The sequence below is a fragment of the Candidatus Contubernalis alkalaceticus genome (assembly GCF_022558445.1).
GTDB classification, from domain to species: Bacteria; Bacillota; Dethiobacteria; order SKNC01; family SKNC01; genus Contubernalis; species Contubernalis alkaliaceticus.
In genome coordinates, this window is record NZ_CP054699.1 from 1,605,865 (window position 1) to 1,625,113 (window position 19,249).

At 38.4% G+C, this 19,249-nt stretch carries 23 protein-coding genes; 8 read left to right on the forward strand and 15 right to left on the reverse strand.

Translation table 11 applies throughout. From position 1 onward, the window contains the following. Positions 1-9: 9 nt before the first annotated feature. Positions 10-300, reverse strand: coding sequence for a nucleotidyltransferase family protein (locus HUE98_RS07850; RefSeq protein ID WP_241423292.1), 291 nt, complete (start codon positions 298-300; stop codon positions 10-12). Positions 301-486: 186 nt separating this feature from the next. Continuing rightward, positions 487-612, reverse strand: a complete 126-nt coding sequence (locus HUE98_RS17595) for a hypothetical protein (RefSeq protein WP_277623712.1) — start codon at positions 610-612, stop codon at positions 487-489. A gap of 311 nt (positions 613-923) precedes the next feature. On the opposite strand from HUE98_RS17595, the gene HUE98_RS07855 reads away from it, so the two are divergent. The 5 genes from HUE98_RS07855 to HUE98_RS07875 all read left to right on the forward strand — a co-directional run bounded on the left by HUE98_RS07855 (position 924) and on the right by HUE98_RS07875 (position 4,974). Next, on the forward strand, positions 924-1,394 hold the full coding sequence (locus tag HUE98_RS07855) for a MarR family winged helix-turn-helix transcriptional regulator (RefSeq protein WP_241423293.1): 471 nt from the start codon (positions 924-926) through the stop codon (positions 1,392-1,394). Further along, positions 1,387-2,160 (forward strand): mercury methylation corrinoid protein HgcA, encoded by a 774-nt coding sequence (gene hgcA / locus HUE98_RS07860; RefSeq protein ID WP_241423294.1) that lies wholly within the window; start codon positions 1,387-1,389, stop codon positions 2,158-2,160. Before HUE98_RS07855 ends, hgcA begins: the two co-directional genes overlap by 8 nt. Before the next feature lie 138 nt (positions 2,161-2,298). Continuing rightward, positions 2,299-2,895, forward strand: a complete 597-nt coding sequence (locus HUE98_RS07865; RefSeq protein WP_241423295.1) for a hypothetical protein — start codon at positions 2,299-2,301, stop codon at positions 2,893-2,895. Between the two features lie 161 nt (positions 2,896-3,056). Then, a complete protein-coding gene (locus HUE98_RS07870) occupies positions 3,057-4,409 on the forward strand; it encodes a DDE-type integrase/transposase/recombinase (RefSeq protein WP_241423296.1) in 1,353 nt (450 codons plus the stop codon). A 1-nt stretch (position 4,410) separates the two neighbouring features. Further along, positions 4,411-4,974 carry an ExeA family protein gene (locus HUE98_RS07875; protein ID WP_241423297.1) on the forward strand — a complete coding sequence of 188 codons (564 nt, stop codon included), beginning with the start codon at positions 4,411-4,413 and terminating at the stop codon, positions 4,972-4,974. Between the two features lie 48 nt (positions 4,975-5,022). On the opposite strand, the gene HUE98_RS07880 is transcribed toward HUE98_RS07875, so the two are convergent. The 3 genes from HUE98_RS07880 to HUE98_RS07885 all read right to left on the reverse strand — a co-directional run bounded on the left by HUE98_RS07880 (position 5,023) and on the right by HUE98_RS07885 (position 6,236). Then, the gene (locus HUE98_RS07880; protein WP_277623713.1) at positions 5,023-5,559 is read right to left on the reverse strand and encodes a tyrosine-type recombinase/integrase; all 537 of its coding nucleotides are present in this window, start codon (positions 5,557-5,559) and stop codon (positions 5,023-5,025) included. Then, positions 5,469-5,723 carry a site-specific integrase gene (locus HUE98_RS17600; RefSeq protein WP_277623714.1) on the reverse strand — a complete coding sequence of 85 codons (255 nt, stop codon included), beginning with the start codon at positions 5,721-5,723 and terminating at the stop codon, positions 5,469-5,471. The genes HUE98_RS07880 and HUE98_RS17600 overlap by 91 nt, the downstream gene beginning before the upstream one ends. 96 nt (positions 5,724-5,819) lie before the next feature. Beyond that, complete coding sequence (locus HUE98_RS07885) at positions 5,820-6,236, reverse strand: hypothetical protein (protein WP_241423298.1); 417 nt, start codon at positions 6,234-6,236, stop codon at positions 5,820-5,822. Positions 6,237-6,381: 145 nt separating this feature from the next. Here HUE98_RS07885 and HUE98_RS07890 point away from each other — a divergent pair, with 145 nt between their 5' ends. Next, complete coding sequence (locus HUE98_RS07890; RefSeq protein WP_241421052.1) at positions 6,382-8,016, forward strand: IS1634 family transposase; 1,635 nt, start codon at positions 6,382-6,384, stop codon at positions 8,014-8,016. A 783-nt stretch (positions 8,017-8,799) separates the two neighbouring features. Here the strand turns inward: HUE98_RS07890 and HUE98_RS17605 are convergent. Continuing rightward, positions 8,800-8,931 (reverse strand): hypothetical protein, encoded by a 132-nt coding sequence (locus HUE98_RS17605; RefSeq protein ID WP_277623703.1) that lies wholly within the window; start codon positions 8,929-8,931, stop codon positions 8,800-8,802. 220 nt (positions 8,932-9,151) lie between these two features. After that, positions 9,152-9,343, reverse strand: coding sequence for an ABC transporter ATP-binding protein (locus HUE98_RS18000; RefSeq protein ID WP_318036549.1), 192 nt, complete (start codon positions 9,341-9,343; stop codon positions 9,152-9,154). Positions 9,344-9,367: 24 nt separating this feature from the next. Here HUE98_RS18000 and HUE98_RS07900 point away from each other — a divergent pair, with 24 nt between their 5' ends. Next, positions 9,368-9,541 (forward strand): addiction module protein, encoded by a 174-nt coding sequence (locus tag HUE98_RS07900; RefSeq protein WP_407080308.1) that lies wholly within the window; start codon positions 9,368-9,370, stop codon positions 9,539-9,541. A gap of 69 nt (positions 9,542-9,610) precedes the next feature. On the opposite strand, the gene HUE98_RS07905 is transcribed toward HUE98_RS07900, so the two are convergent. From HUE98_RS07905 to HUE98_RS07930, 6 genes are all read right to left on the reverse strand, one after another. Then, on the reverse strand, positions 9,611-10,858 hold the full coding sequence (locus HUE98_RS07905; RefSeq protein ID WP_241423300.1) for an EAL domain-containing protein: 1,248 nt from the start codon (positions 10,856-10,858) through the stop codon (positions 9,611-9,613). An 80-nt stretch (positions 10,859-10,938) separates the two neighbouring features. Next, positions 10,939-11,667, reverse strand: coding sequence for a PDC sensor domain-containing protein (locus tag HUE98_RS07910; protein WP_241423301.1), 729 nt, complete (start codon positions 11,665-11,667; stop codon positions 10,939-10,941). A 311-nt stretch (positions 11,668-11,978) separates the two neighbouring features. Further along, positions 11,979-13,964: an FtsX-like permease family protein gene (locus HUE98_RS07915; RefSeq protein WP_241423302.1), complete on the reverse strand. Its 1,986-nt coding sequence runs from the start codon at positions 13,962-13,964 to the stop codon at positions 11,979-11,981. Continuing rightward, positions 13,954-14,718: an ABC transporter ATP-binding protein gene (locus HUE98_RS07920; RefSeq protein ID WP_241423303.1), complete on the reverse strand. Its 765-nt coding sequence runs from the start codon at positions 14,716-14,718 to the stop codon at positions 13,954-13,956. The genes HUE98_RS07915 and HUE98_RS07920 overlap by 11 nt, the downstream gene beginning before the upstream one ends. An 85-nt stretch (positions 14,719-14,803) precedes the next feature. Continuing rightward, positions 14,804-15,823: a sensor histidine kinase gene (locus HUE98_RS07925; protein ID WP_241423304.1), complete on the reverse strand. Its 1,020-nt coding sequence runs from the start codon at positions 15,821-15,823 to the stop codon at positions 14,804-14,806. Further along, positions 15,816-16,517 carry a response regulator transcription factor gene (locus HUE98_RS07930; RefSeq protein WP_241423305.1) on the reverse strand — a complete coding sequence of 234 codons (702 nt, stop codon included), beginning with the start codon at positions 16,515-16,517 and terminating at the stop codon, positions 15,816-15,818. The genes HUE98_RS07925 and HUE98_RS07930 overlap by 8 nt, the downstream gene beginning before the upstream one ends. A 706-nt stretch (positions 16,518-17,223) precedes the next feature. On the opposite strand from HUE98_RS07930, the gene HUE98_RS07935 reads away from it, so the two are divergent. After that, positions 17,224-17,868 carry a response regulator gene (locus tag HUE98_RS07935; RefSeq protein WP_241423306.1) on the forward strand — a complete coding sequence of 215 codons (645 nt, stop codon included), beginning with the start codon at positions 17,224-17,226 and terminating at the stop codon, positions 17,866-17,868. A 166-nt stretch (positions 17,869-18,034) separates the two neighbouring features. Here HUE98_RS07935 and HUE98_RS07940 read toward each other — a convergent pair whose 3' ends face one another. Further along, the gene (locus HUE98_RS07940) at positions 18,035-18,922 is read right to left on the reverse strand and encodes an IS3 family transposase (RefSeq protein ID WP_318036550.1); all 888 of its coding nucleotides are present in this window, start codon (positions 18,920-18,922) and stop codon (positions 18,035-18,037) included. Then, positions 18,919-19,200 (reverse strand): transposase, encoded by a 282-nt coding sequence (locus tag HUE98_RS07945; protein ID WP_241422816.1) that lies wholly within the window; start codon positions 19,198-19,200, stop codon positions 18,919-18,921. Before HUE98_RS07945 ends, HUE98_RS07940 begins: the two co-directional genes overlap by 4 nt. Positions 19,201-19,249: the final 49 nt, after the last annotated feature.

Below are 19,249 nucleotides of genomic sequence, written 5' to 3' on the forward strand. Positions count from 1 at the left end.
TACTTTTATTCATTGATATACAACTTCTCTTAATATTTTATCTTTAATTTGAGGTTTTAAAGCACCTTCTGTTACAAGATCAACCTTTTTACCTAAAATAAATTCTAAATACTCTTTTAACTCGATAAATTCTAATCCAATTGGCTCATTAAAAGCAACTAAAATATCGATATCGCTTTCCTTTGTTCCCTGTTCTTTTGCATAAGAACCAAAAATTCCTATCTCCTTAACCTTATATTTCTCCTGTAGCAAGGCTTTGTTTTGTTTAATTATTCTTTCTATCTCGTTCCTACTTAACATATTTATCATCCTCACAATTTAATCATTATATTATAATAATATTTTAACCAATATATGTATTTTTAGCAAGGAGAAAATCATCCAGTTTTCTAACCATAAAGTGCAATATTAAATGGCCACCATATTTTGGAAAAGATCACATCCTTGTGAACCCCTATATGTTTATTACGATCTGTCATTTGTAATTTAAAGTGGGACAAGGGACTTGTCCCACTGTCCCACTGTACCAATTATTTCATTGAATTCACGATAAGCATTTTCCTCAACTTTATTGATTATTCTTTCTAATTCCGGGCTGCTGTGGAATTCCATAATTTTATCCTGAACCTCCCGGTGGAATAGCTTTTTAATATCTTCTGCGTAATAAGAACCATCACGGGGTTATTCTTAATAACTGGACACAAAGAACCAGTGCTGTGGAGTTACAGTTTGTCAAACTGTAACAGTTTAAAACTAATGATAGTTCATGATTGTATATTCAATAAATTGAATGTTTTACTGTTATTTGCTAAATGCTTTAAATTGTTTAAAAGAAGTATTGATGTTATTTTTTAATATGTGTGTAATACAACTAATGTAACTAGCAATTATTTATTGGTGTTATAAAGGGGCTGAGTGAAGAAATGAAAACGCAAGAAATCAGGCAATTCCGGGAATTAATACTACAGTTACATCGTAATTTGGGTGGGCAGTTGAAAAATGATGCTAAATGCTGTGGCATTACCGTTGCCCAGTGTCATGCTCTAATGAAAGTGGGTACAAAAAAGGAAATATCACTAATAGATCTAGCCGGTATTCTCCAACTGGATAACAGCACTCTTAGCCGGACTATTGACGGGATGGTACAGTTGGGCCTGGTAATGCGCCATGTAAATCCGGAAGACCGGCGGTATGTAATAGTTTCTCTGACAACAAAAGGTCATTCTATCTATAATAGTATTGATAGTTTTTTTAACGAATATTTTTCTAGTGTATTTGATTTGATTCCAAAAGAAAAACATGGACAGGTTCTTGAAAGTTTTTACTTATTTGCTGAAGCTGTTGATAAACTGGGCAGCCTGGTCTGCTGCAAGGAGGAATTCACAATTGAATAACAACAAAGATAAACTGGCTGTTACCTGCTGCCAGGAAGGTGCTCAGGATTGCAAGCAGGGGCCTAAACAGCATGGGGAAAAGAAAAAGGAAATGTCTGTTACGGGTTTTTCCTGGCAGAAAGGGATAATAAATACACCTGCCGGCCCGGCTGCCAGGATAGCTACTGTATTGAGCTTGCGAGATAAACTTGGAAGCTGGAAGGTGCGCTGGAATCTGGGAAGGATGAACTATATTATCCCACCTGGACTTTACGCTGTGGGAGAACCAGACCATAATTCTCCCGTTTTGGTATCTGGTAATTACAAGTTAAGTTTTGACACCCTTCGACGAGAGCTTTCTGGACTCCATCTTTGGTTGATGATAATTAATACCAGGGGTATTAATGTCTGGTGTGCAGCAGGAAAAGGCACTTTCAGTACTGAGGAAGTTGTCCAGCGTATTGTTAAAGTGCGCTTAAAAGATATAGTATCTCATCGTGAAATTGTTCTACCTCAATTAGCGGGCCCTGGCGTAGCGGCTCACGAAGTGTTAAAGCAATCGGGTTTCAAGGTTTTATATGGGCCTGTGCAGGCACGTCACATCCCTGCTTTTCTTCAGATGGAATGCAGGGCTACGCCCAGGATGTGCCAGGTTACTTTCAGCTTATTGGAACGCCTTCAAGTTGTCCCAATGGAATTGGTAGTTCTGCTCAAGCCTGTTCTTATTATCCTTACGGCGCTGTTTTTACTTAACGCCCTGACTTTGCTTTGTAAATTAGCAAATTAATCTATCCAAAACCGGCGGATTTTTTCACATTAAAATAGATGATTGAAAAGGGTAATCCTACTATAAGGTGCAAAATTATTTTCACTTTACAGTAGGGTTTTTTATTGTAAAATATTTTGCAAAGGAGAGTGATTGATAATGCAAATATATTTTACTGTTAAAGAAGGCATAAACATTTACATTCAAATGGGAAAGAATTATCCCTTCCCTCCACCCCCGCTAATGAGATGTCATAACTGCAGAAAAACCGTTCAGTTCAAGAAGCATGGATTTTATGGAAGGTTTCTGGTTACTACCTTTTTTAAAGATAAAATCTACATACGACGGTACATATGCCCTGCTTGTGGACATACCATCTCATATCTTCCAAGCTTCTGTCTTCCAAGATTTATTTACGGATTAGAACATATATTTTCATATACTTATCATTCATTTTTATCCAGCAGTACCCTGACATCCTGTCTGGAGAAATTAAATGTCATAAGTAAGGGGTTAGGCATTACAAGACAGCTTTTGTATCACTACAGGAAGAGGTTTATGGAAAACCTGAACCTGATACAGACAGGACTCAGGCAAATGAACCCAAAGGTTAAGCTGCCGGACAGCACACTGAATAAGAGAGAAAGAGCAAAGAAGTTGTTGATGATGATAAAGGATGTTCCTGACAGGGTAGACTCCTTCTCACAAAAGTTTTATGAGACCACCAACAAAACAATCCTTGCTCTTTGCAGATAATTATAGCATTTCCAGCATTAAATTTTAAGACCGGCGTGATAAAAAATTCTCCAACACTTCATTTTCCTATTATTTAGACATTAAGTTTGATACTATTTTTACAAGGTAAAAAGCCATAACCGGTTACGGCTTCCTAAAACTCTTGAAGGAGGCATGAGTAAATGCTTGATGAGAACACAAGAAATGCTATCGCTTTAAAGAGATTTTCATTAATAAGTCCGGTCATAAACCGCCAGGTAACAAACAATATCGAATATTTTTGTAAAATCACAGAAGAACCGATTGAAATGCCTCATTATGGACCCAGGAAATATGCACCTAAAACCATAGAATCCTGGTACTGTGACTACATGCGCGGTGGGCTCGATGCTTTAATGCCCAGGCCCAGAGGTGATAAAGGCGGCAGCCGTCAGATCAGTGAAGAGCTGGGAGAAAAGATTCTGGAAAAGAAGAAGTGTTATCCAAAGGCTCCTAATACCGTTATCTATGAGATGCTGGTTAAAGAGGGCCTGATAGATCCTGCTAAAGTATCCATATCCACCGTATACAGGTATCTAAAATCAATCCGGCAAAAGGTTACCGTTACCGTTGATGATGAAGAAGAAAAAGAAATGAAACGGTTTTCCCACGAATATATCAATGAATTATGGCAAACTGATGCAATGTATGGAATTTACATTAAAGATGGCAAGAAGAAACGGCGGACATATCTTTTTGCATACCTGGATGATTGCTCCAGAATTTGCTGTCACGGTCAGTTTTACTTTTCTCAAAACTTTGAAACCCTGAGGCATTCCTTTAAAGAAGCTCTCCTGAAGAGAGGGCTGCCTACTCTCCTGTACACCGATAATGCAAAAATTTATAGATCGCAGCAGTTTGAGCTGATATGTGCAGGCCTTGGGGTAACTCTTATTCATTCGAAACCCCTGCAACCTAACACCCGTGGAAAAATTGAGAGGTTCTTCTTGGCAGTGAGAAAAAGGTTCTTATCCACACTGGATGCCAACAGTATTAAAGATATTGATGATTTAAACAATCGGTTTTTTAAGTGGCTGGACCAGGATTACAATAAAAAGCCTCATACCTCTTTAGATGGTTTAACTCCTCTGGATTTATATATGAGCCAGATTAACAGGGCTAAATTATGCAGTGACCCAAAGCTCATGGATGAAAAGTTTTTGCTGAAGAAAAGAAGAACGGTTCACCATGACGGCACCTTTAGCATTGATAAAATACTCTTTGAAACCAGTACAAGGTTTGGTGGTTTTAGTGTAGAGGTAAGGTATGAGCCGTCATGGCTTGATGAACCTTTTAAACCGCTTTTAATATACTTAGACGATAAGCCGGTTGGTGAAGCACGGCGGGTAAACTTTCAGGATAATGCCCACGTAAAACGCAGGGGCCGGCCTCCATCTAAGTCTCATGCTGAGGTAGAGTTCGTTGAAAATGAGTGCCTGGAAGATACCAGTGTACGGCAAACCATATCTTTTTCTGAAATGATGGAGGAGGAGTAAAATGTTTTTACAATATTATGGTTTAAAGTTTAATCCTTTTGGCAAGGAACTGGACCTCAGTAATGCTTATGAAAGCAATGATATTAAAGAATTGAAATCAAGATTTAAGTATATACAGGCATCCCGAGGGATATTCCTTCTCATAGGAGAGTCCGGCACCGGTAAGTCTACCGCCCTTAGAATGTTTTCAAAAGGGTTAAACCCCGGGCTGTATAAGCCTTCGTATTTCACCTTATCTACCGTTACGGTGATGGATTTTTACAGGGGACTATTAATGTCACTGGGAGAAATTCCTTCCCATAAGAAGGTTACCATGTTTAATCAGATTCAAGAGAGCATTTGCACCCTTTACTATGACCAAAAAATCACACCGGTAATTATGCTAGATGAGGTGCAGCTGGTTTCCAGTGCTATACTGGAAGATATCAGGTTACTCCTTAGCTTCAAAATGGACTCGGAAAACCCGTTTATTTTTATATTATCAGGCCAGTTATCTCAGAAGTCAGATAACTGGCCATATCCCAGCAATTATATTATCCACCATAATTCTTCTGAAGTGTTGTAACTCCGAGGAATCTGCTTTAGACTCCTCGGATAATTTCTGAGGACAAAACTATCTGTATAGGAATGGCATCGCATCGGGGAGGGACTGCGGAATCGACTGTATTATCGTATTTTCTAATGGTTTGCCGCGTTCATCAAGAAATTTGTTAGCTAATTCTGGCGTAAGCTTGGCGTAAACAACAGTAGAAGAAATCGATGCATGGCCTAAAAACGCCTTAATTGCAATAAGTGATTCACCTGCTTCAAGCATATGAGCCGCAATTGAGTGCCTAAATGAGTGCGGCGTGTAGTCGTTCTGTCTAAAAAGCTTCGGATAGAGTTCCTTTGCTCTAACCACATATTTCCGGACAACTTCCTCAACGCAAGAGATTGACATTTGCTCATTGGTTTGGCTTGAGAATAGATGCCGGTCGTAAGTTGACTTGTTGTTTAAATCGTATTTTCTTACCCGCAAATACTCGATTATGATTGCGGTACAGCTCGTAGGGATAGTAACTATTCGAGATTTGTTCCTTTTCCAGTCAAGCGTACCTTTGTCGGAAAAGACGGTGTTGCTAACGTGATGTCTTTCAAAGTTATGTCGCACAGTTCCTGCGCCCGTGCGCCAGTAGCATATAATGTCGCCAGCATCGCGACATTGCGCTGTCCGATCGCTTTTGATGTATCAGGCAGTTTTAGCAGCAATTGAATTTGAATAGGATATAGAGGTGAACGCAGGCGGTTTGTAATTGTTTGCTGTTTTAACGGCATTCATCTCCCACCTGTAGAGGATGGGAGTCTTCTGCCTCAGAATTGATAAAAAGATGCCCCTTACATAAAAGAGGCATCTCGAATGATCAATTCCAGTTAATTAAACTCTATAATATGACCATCAATATTGATTGACTCAACCTTAGAAATATCCAGGGGTAAGGAAGAAGTGACTTTTAGTCTAATCTCTTTGTTTTCCCTGTATCTCATCATAGAGTCAAATGTTTTAACACTCCCATCCATCATGTTAGCACTATTAACTATTTTTTCTATTCCATCGATTTCACCTCTGCCCACTAATGTTATGCCCATTGGTGAGATAGAAACTTGACTTGCTGTCCATGTATCAAATTCGATATTATATTCCCTTTGCTTTTCTTCCTTTACAGCCTCAAGGTGGAATGTGCTTCTCCAGTCCCCTTCTATATAATTACCACTTGAAATAAAAAATCCCATAAGTTTCATTTCACTCAAGTCAATATTTTCCGTATCAAAAATATATTCAATAGACATTCAACAACCTAATTTTTCCCATTCGAGCTAATTATACTAGATAATCACATTTAAGAAAAATATTTTCATAAATAGCGTTAATTTACAGATATTGCCTTGTACTATTTTCCCTTCTGTTATATGATAAAAACAGGAGGGGATGAACATGACTGCTGATATTGAAATGTACCATTGTGGCCCTGCTGCACTAATTTCAGCTCTATATGACCAGTTGAAGATTGGCAATACCATTGATGAAATGGTTTACTGGGATCCGGCACAGTGCCGACTTTCTCCTGGCACAAGAATTAAAGCACTGGTCATCAATATGTTTGGAGGACGCAAACCCCTATATCGAATGGATGAATTTTATGCAAATTTGGATATTGAAAACCTTTTCGGCAAGGGTGTAATCAAAAAAGATCTGACGGACTATACCCTGGCCCGTTCTTTAGATAAACTTGCAGATCGAGGGCCCCAGGAGGTGTTTTCCACCTTATGCCTTAGGGCCATATGTCATGAGCAAATTAAAATAAAGTATTTACACAATGACACAACATCTGTATCTGTGTACGGTGCTTATAACGAAGAAGACGGAGACGACTTTATCATTACGCAAGGACACAGCAAAGCCAAGAGGCCCGATCTTAACCAATTCTTATTTGGCCTTAGTGTAACTCAAGACAAAGTACCGGTCTGTGCGGAGGTAAAAAGCGGAAATACCAGCGATAAGACCTGGAACTTTAAATTTATCGAAAAACTAGCAGAAAATTTTGACCCAGATACTTTAAAAGACATTATATACGTGGCTGACTCATCTCTGGTTACTGAGAATAATTTGATGCAAATCGACAAGCACAAGCTAAAGTTTATTTCCCGACTCCCGGGCAATTTTTCACTGGAAAAAGAAATCAAGGCTAGGGCCTGGAAAGAAGATAGCTTTATAGAACTGGGAACCTTTTCTGATAAAAAAGATTCAGCTGTTTACCGGGTTCAGGAATTTACAGAGGAGCTCTGTGGAAAAAGCTATCGTTTTCTGGTGATGCATTCATCCAAGCTAGACGGTCGTAAAACCCGGTCTCTTGAAAAAAAGCTTCTTAAAAGGCAAAAAGAGCTAGAAAAGGCCATTGACGAACTAGAGAAAAATGCCTATGCCTGTGCACCTGATGCCGAAGCTGCTCTAAAAGCCTTTAAAAAACAGTGCGGGGATTCAATTTATCCCGTAACAGGTGAAGTCTTGGCTCGGGAAAAGCGAAAGCCCGGTCGACCGGGGAAGAATACCCCCAAAGAAATTGTCTATTTTCTTAAGCTTCAGTATTCCACCGATGAAAAAGAGATACAAAAAGAAAAGGAACGTCTGAGTTGTTTTGTGCTAATTACCAACCTGAATGAGTATACATCGTCTGAGATTTTAAAAGAATACAAAGCCCAGAGCAGTGTGGAAACTTCTTTTAAGTTTCTCAAAGACCCGTTTTTTGTCGGTCCTATTTACCTGAAGAACCCGGAACGGGTAGAAGCATTGGCCTATGTTTTGTTAATTGCTCTACTTATATTTGGTATCCTGGAACGTCGAGTCAGGGAAGCATTAAAAAAAGAAACGGAACCACTCGTCATCCCTGGAAAAGTGAAAACATTTAATCCAACCGGTAAAAAGATTCTGCAAAGCCTGGAATATGTGTTGGTAATGACCACTTCAAACCCTGATCGCCGTGCTTTTTCTAAAAGTTTTAAAGTGCCCAGAGTATTAGCACTCGCTGGTTTTGAGCCGGATATTTATCTTGATGTTAAAGATAATTCCTAGAAATTCCAGAAATTAACTAAAGATTTTTGTGTCCCAGGGTGTTGAATATCTAATAAAAGCTCCAAGTAAAATCATCAAGACTGAAAATACCATTAAGGTTATTACTTCTCTTAGCTCAACACCCAAGTTAATTTTTCTCCCATTTATTAGTCTCCATATTATTACTGTGGTTTTACTCCAACAAGTCCAGAAGCTAATACTCCTGGTGCCCGGAAATTCAGGCCATTGCCTTCGGCAATTTCCAGAATCTCCTAATTGGGGTCAGTCTCCCACCAATTTAACGTGTAAAAGCGTTATCCGGAGAGGTAAAAACTATTTTAGCTCCGCACTCTTCACTGATTCCAAGTGAATTATTAATGGATAATTATTCTAATTACATCTTATTTCTGCAAACTTGCCGTAATCCCTTTGTTGCAAATTGTCTAGTTTTGCCGTTTTATTGCCCGACTATCCGACCCCTGCCTTCGGTATTTTCAGAATCCGCCATAAAGGGCTATCGAAACCCCTCGTCCTTACCTTTCTAAAACCGTTTGTCCAATTTCTGACGGAATTGATATACCAATCAGCCGGAATAAGCAGTATAATAATTAATTATTTCCACAGCTCTTTTCTCATCTACCTCTGTTATCCTTTTACCGGCCATATCATTTTCCCTAGCCATTTCCTGGCTAAATCATGCCCTAGTTTACTGGAAATAAAAGCGTGGGATTCTGCCTTGATAAAGTTTGTTATGATAAATTCCTTTTCACTTTAACATACTGAGAGTTTGTCCTCGAGCTCATATTACACTTTTGCCTTGTTTTTTTGGATTTCATTAAGCCATCGGTCTGCATTATATTTGCTTTGCTTGTAATGAAAGTACCCTATTATAAACATATAAACCAAGAAGAATATGGCCGTCATTAAGTCCAGCATAATAAACAGCCTCCTTTTTGTTTAATTTACGTGCTTTATGTGATGGTAATATCCTGTAAATACTATTTAATATAATTTTACTACTGCAACTTCAATTTATTGTAAACACAGCGTTAAGTTCAGGTAAAATTACTTGTTAGGCCAATTACCGTTTCTGACAAAAAATAAAACAGTCTGTTGGAGTTCCGTGGATCGAACTCTAACAAGCTGTTTCAAAGTATTAACGTATATCGTATTCATTTTGGTAGCTTATACTGACTGGACATTTAAGATAAAAAGGACAACCCTGGTATTGCGTATGAAAATAGATTGACTGTTGATATTGTTTTGGGGTTAACCTTTCTTTTTTCCCAAAAACCGGTATAGAATTTAGTGATCCCTGCGTGTAAGGATGTAGTGGATTTTTAAAAATAAAATACTAAAGCAAGCACTTAAGCTGAAACCTGAACAGAGGGTTATACTTGTGGAAGGTTTAATTAAGAGTATTGATGAGCCAGATAAGAAGATCGATGATTTATGGATAGAGGAATCAGAAAAAAGGCTTAAAGCGTATAGAGAAGGAAAATTAGAAGCTTTCCCTATGGAAGAGATATTTAAGGAAGAGTTATGAGAGTAATATTTTCTAAGTAAACTTCATATTTTTGCAAGCCTGCATTTCAATTTAAAGAAATGGTTTTTATTACAAAAAATCGTGTAGGTTGTGTGGTAAACGTACATCAATAAAAATATAAGTTTTTAAATCAAGTGGATAACAAAATGTATATACCCTGGTTGATGACTCCATATCTAAATAAGACTCAGAAAATACAGCTCTTTTTAGTCGTTGTGACCTTACAAGAGTGGGAACATAGTAAGGGCGCCAACCCCAGTAATGGTTAATATACTCTGGTTGTATTTTCCATTCTTTTTTAGAACTTCTGCAATAATTAGGAGTAATCTGAAAACCACGGTTGTTGCATATGTATATTCGAAACCATTCCAAGGGAGCAACATTAAGAAGAACAGTGATATATTCTTCCTGGCTCACAAATGAACTTGAAGAAGAAAGGTGACGTAATAACCGGGTTATTTTTTTGGATAATTTCATCTGCTGGTCAAAAAGTGTTCCTTCTACTCTTATTCGACTTTCTAAGTCTACTTCAATATTATTAACCCAATTATTTTTCTCATCCATATCAGGAGAAGGATGAGAAAAGAAGAAACCTTGATAATACCTGGCTCCAGCATGGAGACCAATAGAAAATTGTCTGTCGTTTTCTATTCCTTCGAATATAAGGTCTATACCCATCCTCTGGGCAAAAATGCCCAGGGATTCTAAAAGACAGAGTGTTAATTCCTCTTTACTGCTATGCTGCACGATACTTGCATCGATTTTTAAATAATCTGGATGCAAGTAAGCAATCCGGTCAAAATTGCTAAAACCACAGCCCACATCATCAATAGCAATCCTGCAGCCAATACTACGATACCTTGAAATCAAATTATTTAAAAGAGTAATATCTCCTACAAATTCTGATTCGGAAATTTCAATAACTATTTGTTCTCCAGATATACCATATCTTTGCAAGTAGTTAATAGTTGGCAATTTCTGTGGCGAATCTTTATATAAATAAATCCACTGGGGTTGAATATTTAAGAACAAGAGATGATGACTATTATCGATTTTACTAAAAGCTTCGATTGATTTTTTCCGTAAAATACGATCAACCTGTATTTTGTTTTCTACAGATATGTCAGGATTATGGAAATACGGTCCCAGGCTTTCTATTCCTTTAGTTGAAATCTTTCTTCCAAGTGCTTCATAACCAATAACCTTAAGGGTATTTACACAAACGATTGCTTGAAAATAAGGTAATAAATTATCTTGTAAGCTAACAGGTGATAATTCCAAATCATCTAAAAGACTTGTTTTTGTTACATTTTTCATGGTTTCACCCTTTGTTTTATTTATTCTTTCTCATAATTCTTACGTTACAAAGCTTTAGGTGGTTTTTTGTTTTTAATTGATTAAGTTTTAAGGCGTATATCAGAACCTAAAACTCCTATAATACTTCCATCTTTGCTCCGGATGGGAACAGATAAGGTAAGGCATGGCTTCCTGGTAATTGATGAAATATAGATTTCAGAGACATAATTCTCCCCCGCCATAGATCTTTGCCACCACTGTCTTACTTTGGCGTTGGCTAGACCTGCGGGAGGTTCGGAAATAACGAAAGAACCATCGGCTCGATTTGACCAGACTACCTCCAGCTCTTTATGATTGTTTATGATATCTAGTATAACATCCCTGTGATTATCAACACTCATTGACCGTATTTTTTCTTTTGCAGCCGATTCAAGTAAAACATTTTTTAGCCGATTAACCAGGGGTGTCAGTTCTTTGAAAGAAGCCAGGCCTTCTTCATTTGATTTAATCCTGCTGCTGCTTTCCTCCAGCATCAATGCAGCCTTTTTTAATATTTCGCCTACACCAGTTATCTTTTCCAAGCTTTGTTTTTGAGAAATGGCGGCTGAATTGACTTGGGATAGATAGTTAGTTATTTCCTTATTACTGGACTCAATATTAAAAGCCATGCCATTTACAGCCTTAGAAATACTGAACAACCCCTTTTCTACAATGTAGTTATGGTGAACGCCTGCTTCAATATTTTTCTTTCCTTCCATTACTTTATGTACAACTTTTTCTACTTCTTCACCTAAAGATAGTAAAATTTCCTCGGTATCGGCGTTTGTCAAGTAAGTTGTCGCCTTAACTCCATTTTTTTATGGTTATGGATATTCCGGTATATGGGTTTTGATGGATAACCTCTGCGAGGTTACCCATCAAAACCACATCCCTTGGACAAAGCGTTGCTTTACCCACATACCCACAACAACTACTACACTTCCCGGCCAAGGAATGTCTTCCTTTTTTGGACCCAGAAAACCAAATACCTACCATCCCTCCATTGACAGTGAGAAATTTTGTAATATCTGGTAGTGCCCAAAGGACTTATTGATGCCATTTAACTCTAGTACCGCTCCCACAGCAATGTCCCCTCCGATAGTTAGTTTAGCGATCTATAATAATCAAACTTGAGCCAATGATAGAACAACTGCACAAAAAGCCAGTAAACAATTGTTATAATCAAGGTATTTGATAAGATAACCATATTGGAAATTTCCATCTCCACCACATTACCCAGATTCAGAGCTAGGCTGAAGGCAATGGCTAAAAGGCTGCCTAAAAAAATGGGTATAGTCATAATCAACTTCAGTTTTCCGTAGAGGTATCTTTTTATCTGGAAGCTGGTGATCCCCACCGTGGAGAGCAAAGCGATTTTTTCTTTATCGTCTTGGTGATCGGAAAAAATCTTAAAGTAAACCAAAATACAGATGGCTACCACAAACAGTAAGCTGATAAATCCCATGATAAACAGGGCAAATCCTCCCACCTGCTTATTATGGTCGTACCTCATGTACTTAGAAACAGGGTTAAAGGCATGAGGATGCCTACTGGTTATTACAGCTATTTCTTCAGGATAAGTTGCACTTAACACAGAGAGCGTTACTTGCTGTTCATCCACCAGCTTTTGTACTGCCAGCCCGCTTTTTGTCCAGTCATCATATTTATATAAGTGCAAAGCGCCTTTATTAACCTCCTCAGCTTGGTGGGCAAATTGGGCAAAATCACTGTCACTTATGACTATTATGACAGGCTGGCCAAAGGCGTAGCGGTCAAAGATCTTTTTATAGATAGTCTGCTCTTGATGTAGAATTATGGAAACATTGCCATCCTGCAGGTGTATTTCCTCAATGAAGAACTCCCTGTCATTTTCAAGCCTGTTATAGACCACAGTTATTGCAGCACCGTCAGCAAGCTGGTAATCTGAGTTAAAAACACTGTTGTATTGGGTAAGAGGTGTTATTGGTACCCATTTATTTGGCCGCCACAGGTCATTTATTATTTGTGGCGCCTGCAGGTAAATAACGTCCAGTGAACCAGAGTTGATCACTGAAGCATCCGACGAGTTGAGGATGTCTTCATAATCGGACCCCATATGGTGATTCAGCGTACTGAATTCTTTAATCATCACATCATAGAGCTGCTCCTGCTCTACAACCCAATACGTCTGGGTAAAAAGGGTATATGAAAGAGAAGTAAACATCACCACTCCCACACTGAGTAAGCAAACTACAAATGTTACTGTTCTGTTTTGCCCGAAACGGTGAGCAACCTCTGCCAGGTTGATAATGTTTGCATAATAACTGTTCGGCCGACTTTTAATCATGGCATAATAGATGGAACCGAAATTATGGATGAACAGATATAATCCGGTAAGGCAAAGAACAAAGGCAGCGATGATAACTCTTTGCATACTTAAGGTGTTGGCCGGATCACTGGTATAGAAAAAAAGTGACCCCACAGTAAGGATGATAATAACTATCCCCAGCATTGCTAAGCTCAAGTTACCTGACTGTTGAAGTTCGGGATGACCTGCTTCCTTTAATAGCGACATTACAGTCGTGTTAGCTGTTTTCATCATGGTCAAAAGAGCTACAGCGGCCAGTACCGGCACAAAGCTGACAGCTGTGAGAAGAAAACTTTGTACTGTTAACGCAAAGTGAATGTTTTCAATCCTCAATAGACTAGTTATTATCAGAAAAAACAGTCTGGAAAAAACGGCTCCTCCTAAAAAAGCACTCAGCAATGCAGCCAGGTAGATGATGATATTCTCTAGTATCACCATCTTTTTTATATCTCGTTGCAGTAAGCCGTACGAGAGCAAGATACCAAACTCCCTGGCTCTTGCTTTACTGAACTGATTATGGGCATATGAGATAAAAAAGAGCGAGAAGAGGCCGGTTATTATCCACCCTATTAAGATGATCTGCCGCATGCCGGCCGAAGTCTGCTCCGTAAAATCTGGCACAAACCAAATTGCGGCAAAGAGGAAAAATATTGTCATGGAAAACAGGACACACAAAAAATAAGCCAGATATCTTCTCAGATTAGTCCGCAAATTTTTTAAAACCAGCTGCCTAAAAGTCATAACTTCTCTCCTCCAGGGCCGCCAAATTATCTAAGATTTGCTGAAAGAAGTCCTCTTGGTCATCCTTTTTGTATAACTGTGTCTTAATATTACCGTCCTGCAAAAATAAGACTCTGTCGCTAAAGCTGGCAGCGTATGGATTATGAGTCACCATTAAGATAGTAATGCTTCTCTCTTTGTTCATTTTTAAGAAATTGTGCAGTACAACCCTGGATGCTTTGGAATCCAAGTTGCCGGTGGGTTCGTCGGCAAACAAAATTGCAGTATCGTTAATTAGGGCTCGTCCAATCGCTGCCCTTTGCTGTTGGCCTCCAGACACACTGAAAGGACGCTTTTCCTTAATTTCACTAATTCCAAGGAGAGCGAGCAAATCATCAGCTTTCTGCTGCATTTGTACAATATCCCTGTTATCAAGGATCATGGGCAACATGATGTTTTCCTTGATGGTCAGGCTATCTAACAAATTATATTCCTGAAACACATAACCGATATTTGCACGTCTAAAAATGGCCAGCCGATCTGGCTCCATGGCGGTAATGTTTGTCTCATTAATTACCACTTCCCCGGAAGTAGCATAGTCGAACCCACTTAGTATATTGAGAAGGGTGCTCTTTCCGCTCCCTGAAGGGCCCATAACAGAGACGAATTCACCTTTGTCTACATAGATATCAACATTATTTAAGGCCACCGTTTCCGCATGGTTCAGCCCTCCTCCGTAAACCTTTCTTACAGTTGTGGCTTTTAGTATGCTCATATTCATCCCCCAAGCTTCTTATTTATTTCAGGGATATTATATAGTAGCAGCTAATTACTTACAATTAAATTGCCTTACGATAGGATTACGTTTTTGTAAGGTAAGTGATTACCACCTTGGTGCCTATACCTACCTCAGAGGTTATTTTAATCTGATGATTGAGCTCATCAGCTATTTTTTTACAGATATATAGCCCTATGCCAGAAGCTGTTTTCACCTGACGGCCATTCTTACCGGTAAAAAACTGCTCAAAAACTCTTTTTAAATCAAATTGGAATATGCCAATTCCATTATCTTCAATCTCCAGATTAACCTTTTCTGCAGCAGCAAAGATGCGAAAGCTAATTATCCCATCTTCTTCCTTAACGGCTGTATATTTAATGGCATTAGAAATAACCTGATCCAGTATTATACCATTCCACTTTCTGTCGGTTAAGACGTATAACTCTCCTGTCACAGACATTTTGGGGAAAACATTGTTATAAATAAAGCTATCTTTCTTTTGGTTGATTTTCTCCCGTAATTGGCAGACCAAATCAACCCTTTCGATTAAGTAGTCATGCTGGAATTTATCAAGGCGCAGATAGTTTAGAACCTGGTCCAAATTGTCGTTGATATTTCTGTTTTCCTGTTGTATCTGTTCCAGTGCTCTGGTAGCGTCCTCTCCTTCTTTGCAGTTCTGCACCGCTAAGTCTATCACAGCAGCGGGAGTCTTAATGTTATGAACAATGTGTGATATCACCCGCTGTTTTTCTTGGTTTTGCAGTTGTAGCTGATGCTGTCTGTTTAGAGCTGTTTTAGTTATTTCATTAATAGTTGCCACTGTAATTTTTTGCTGAGAGCTAAGACCTGCATTGCTCATACTATGTCCAAATGCCCCTGTCCGCAGAGAAAACAGAAGGTTTGCAAAGCGCAGATAATTTACGGCCTTAATTGAGATAAAGACAAGATAGACAAGGGTGGCAAGAGCTAACGGGTAAAACAGGTCAATTCCTTCATCTATCTCCAAAGTAAAATATAATATGAGCAGGGAAACCGCCACATAGTAAAATATGGTAAGAGAAATATGGTCCTTGAGGAATTCCCCCGGTAACTTTCTATTCATTGTGCTCCTCCAGCCAATAAGGCGTAAAAATATATCCCTGTCCCCGTTTCGCAACTATCGCTTCGCCGATGCCGATTTCTTTTAACTTGGCTTTAATCCTAGAGACGTTTACGTTAAGGGTGTTATTATCAACAAAGTCGATATCATCCCAAAGCTCCCTTAACAATTCTTCCCGCTCCACAATGGTTTTGCTCTTTTCCGCCAACCGTTTTAGTATTCTGAACTCATTTTTGGTAAGATCCACGCACTTTTTCCGGTAGGATACAGAAAAGGTATTGTAATCAAGCATAAAGTATCCATACTCCAGCATGTTTTTTTCGTAGATGTATTTACCGTATACACGTCTGATGCAGGCAGTTATTTTAGCTCTGAGAACCTCCATACTAAAAGGTTTGGTTACATAGTCATCTGCTCCAAATTCGATTCCCATTACCTGCTCAGCCTCACTGTTTCTTGCCGAAATAATTATTATCGGTACATTACTTTTCCGTCTAATGGCTTTACAAATTTCAAAACCGTCGAAATACGGCAGATTAATATCTAAAAGAATTATATCCGGGTTTTCCTGCTTTAGATACTCCATAATATGCTTGAAATCATCTATTGCCAATACTTCATAGCCGTATCGTTTTAACATCCCGGATATCAACTCTCTTAGCTGAATATCATCCTCAATCAAAGCTACCCTATACATCCTAACGCCTCCCCGCTTCTCCTAAACGCCTGGTAAACTAGTTAACTGTTTTAAGTATACAGAATTTTCTCAGCTTACACAAACTAACAGGATAGAACGTAGGCTTAATGCTTACCTGAACTTAAAGGGCCGAAAGCTTGCGTAAAGGTATATTTCCGCCAATTGATTCAGGGTAATCGACACCCTGTAACCTAATGTTCCCTTCATCGCAGCCATACTCTTTAGCTGCCTCTTTGCAGCTTATTCTTATTATCCTCCATAACAATTCCTCCCTGGAACTATGTTACTTTGAAACATTCTTTTAGTTTATCAATAATTCTTTGCTATCAGCAATGAGCCTTTTTGAGTATAATGCTCAGATATATTGAGATGCCTGTTATTATTGAACATAAAGTTGTCCCCCTACCATTGGTATTTGTTAAATGATATAATCCTTAAAAGATGCCAATATGCACCTCAATACATTTTGTAAAAAACAGCATATAATCCAATTAAAACTTCATACAATGGCACATTAAAGACTATTCTTATTAGAGCTAATGCAAGGGACGTATTGTATATTCCCAGCAACAATTGCTTTATCCGATTCTATAATGGTATACTTCAACCGTTCAACTTCAATTCTTCAATATGTTCGCTTTTACCATATAATTTTTTGTTGAAAGGAGTGTTTAAGGATTGACATATAAAATAATGATAGTTGAAGATGATAATTATAGCCGAGCTTTTATCGGCTCATTTATCTAAATTTGGTTTTGTGGTTTATCGCTGCGAAAAATTTTCAAATATTTTGAGTGAGTTTGAAAAGGAACAACCACATCTCGTTCTCCTTGATGTGAATTTGCCATCTTTTGATGTTTTTTATTGGTGTGCGAAGCTATGCACAAAATCTTCATGCCCAATATTGTTTTTGTCTTCTCGAAACTCCGATTCTGATCAAGTATTTGCCATTTCAAACGGAGGAGATGACTATATCACAAAGCCGTTTTCCTTTGAAGTGGTTACTGCAAAAGTCAATGCACAGCTTCGTCGGGTTTACGGTGAATATGCAAATGCCATTGGGGACAAGCTTGCTTGCGGCGATTGTTATTTTTCCCAAAGCAAACTTCTGCTGAAATGTGGTAACAATTCAAATGTTATAGTAACAATCTCAGGACCGTTGAGGAAACGAAACCCTAATTTTCCGTTGCTAAGCCCCTTGCTGACAATCATCTTCTTATTTGTAGCAGTAAAAAGTCCTGAATCATACTCAGGGAAGAGTTTTTTTTCCGGTGAATATGAGCCATTCTCTCTAAATCGGACACCGTTTCGTGAAGATATCGTGACATTTCATAAAGTTTTGAAATATTAGTCCTGGTTGATGGATATGCCGCAGATGTGGATTTGACGGATAACTCCTCCGGAGTTACCCACAAGCTCCACAACTGCTTGGACAACACTTCGCGTTGACCACATACCCACAACCTTTACTGCTAAAATGATTTTTGTTTTTTAAAAACTCTAAAACCATTCATTATTTAAGCCACAATGTCATGGGCAAAAAGCTTTTTATATGCCAGCGGTGTAATCCACCCCAAAGAGGCGTGTCGCCTTTGTCTGTTGTAATAAACTTCTATATATTCAAAAATGGCCTGTTTTGCTTCATCTCGGGTTTCAAATATATAAAAATTAGTGCATTCACATTTTAAACAGCTAAAGAAATTTTCTGCACAGGCATTATCGTAAGGATTGCCCTTGCGACTCATGCTTTGCCTGATATTACTAGTTTTTAATAGGTCTTTGAAATCATTTGAGCAGTATTGACTTCCTCTATCTGAATGAAATATTAGATCTTTTTTGGGTTTTTCGTTTCTTACGGCCATCGCCATTGCTCTTATAACCAGGTCTTTGACAATTCTATCTCCCATAGCGTAACCTACGACATCTTTGGTGCATAAATCCTTTACTATGGCTGTATATAGCCAGCCTTCATCTGTCCAATTATATGTAATGTCTCCCACCCAGACAGTATTTGGTAGCTCTGTATTGAAGTTCTGCTCTAATAAGTTTGGTGCTACCGGTAAATTGTGCTTGCTGTTGGTTGTTGCTTTCCACTTAGCTCTACGCTTTGACTTGATGCCGTTTTCTTTCATCAGCCTATAGACTGTTCCACGGCTGCAGTGTATGGTTTCTTTAACCTCTGCCCAGATAGGGTCGACGCCCCATACTGGGTGCTTGATATGGGTCTTTTTTATTATCTTAAGGATTTTTTGATCCTTTTTTTCTCGATTAGATGGTGGCCTGTCCACCCAGTCATAATAACCACTTCGGGAAACTTTTAATAGCATACACATTTTCTCCATAGAATGCCCGAATTTGTGAGTTTTAATAAATTTAAATTTGTCACTAATTGTTACTTTTTCTATGGTTTTACGAAAATGGCTACTGACTTTTTTAAAATGTTTACAGTATCATTAGCGTCGCTAAGCTCTTTTCTAAGCTTTTTATTCTCTGCTTCAAGCTCTAAAAGCTTTTTGGCAGCAGCGTCTTTCGGTAAAGTCTTATTATTTACCCATCTTCTAATGGCAGGCTCTGATACTCCTAGATCCTTTGCTACCTTACTTACTGGGACACCTTTTTCTACAACCATTTTTACAGCACCTGACTTAAATTCATCATCATATCTAATATTATTTTTACCCATTCTAAACACCCTTTCATGATTTAATTATACAATCACGATTGTGTGTCCG

Excerpts from the sequence above, each read along its gene's own strand:
- HUE98_RS07865 (WP_241423295.1), top strand. The coding sequence starts at position 2,299 with ATGCAAATATATTTTACTGTTAAAGAAGGCATAAACATTTACATTCAA.
- HUE98_RS07920 (WP_241423303.1), bottom strand. The coding sequence starts at position 14,718 with ATGAGCATACTAAAAGCCACAACTGTAAGAAAGGTTTACGGAGGAGGG.
- HUE98_RS07905 (WP_241423300.1), bottom strand. The coding sequence starts at position 10,858 with ATGAAAAATGTAACAAAAACAAGTCTTTTAGATGATTTGGAATTATCA.
- HUE98_RS07945 (WP_241422816.1), bottom strand. The coding sequence starts at position 19,200 with ATGGGTAAAAATAATATTAGATATGATGATGAATTTAAGTCAGGTGCT.
- HUE98_RS07855 (WP_241423293.1), top strand. The coding sequence starts at position 924 with ATGAAAACGCAAGAAATCAGGCAATTCCGGGAATTAATACTACAGTTA.
- HUE98_RS07925 (WP_241423304.1), bottom strand. The coding sequence starts at position 15,823 with ATGAATAGAAAGTTACCGGGGGAATTCCTCAAGGACCATATTTCTCTT.
- HUE98_RS07935 (WP_241423306.1), top strand. The coding sequence starts at position 17,224 with ATGATAATTATAGCCGAGCTTTTATCGGCTCATTTATCTAAATTTGGT.
- HUE98_RS17600 (WP_277623714.1), bottom strand. The coding sequence starts at position 5,723 with ATGCCGTTAAAACAGCAAACAATTACAAACCGCCTGCGTTCACCTCTA.
- HUE98_RS17605 (WP_277623703.1), bottom strand. The coding sequence starts at position 8,931 with ATGCTGGACTTAATGACGGCCATATTCTTCTTGGTTTATATGTTTATA.
- HUE98_RS07870 (WP_241423296.1), top strand. The coding sequence starts at position 3,057 with ATGCTTGATGAGAACACAAGAAATGCTATCGCTTTAAAGAGATTTTCA.
- HUE98_RS07930 (WP_241423305.1), bottom strand. The coding sequence starts at position 16,517 with ATGTATAGGGTAGCTTTGATTGAGGATGATATTCAGCTAAGAGAGTTG.
- HUE98_RS07850 (WP_241423292.1), bottom strand. The coding sequence starts at position 300 with ATGTTAAGTAGGAACGAGATAGAAAGAATAATTAAACAAAACAAAGCC.
- HUE98_RS07885 (WP_241423298.1), bottom strand. The coding sequence starts at position 6,236 with ATGTCTATTGAATATATTTTTGATACGGAAAATATTGACTTGAGTGAA.
- HUE98_RS17595 (WP_277623712.1), bottom strand. The coding sequence starts at position 612 with ATGGAATTCCACAGCAGCCCGGAATTAGAAAGAATAATCAATAAAGTT.
- HUE98_RS07915 (WP_241423302.1), bottom strand. The coding sequence starts at position 13,964 with ATGACTTTTAGGCAGCTGGTTTTAAAAAATTTGCGGACTAATCTGAGA.
- HUE98_RS07890 (WP_241421052.1), top strand. The coding sequence starts at position 6,382 with ATGACTGCTGATATTGAAATGTACCATTGTGGCCCTGCTGCACTAATT.
- HUE98_RS07875 (WP_241423297.1), top strand. The coding sequence starts at position 4,411 with ATGTTTTTACAATATTATGGTTTAAAGTTTAATCCTTTTGGCAAGGAA.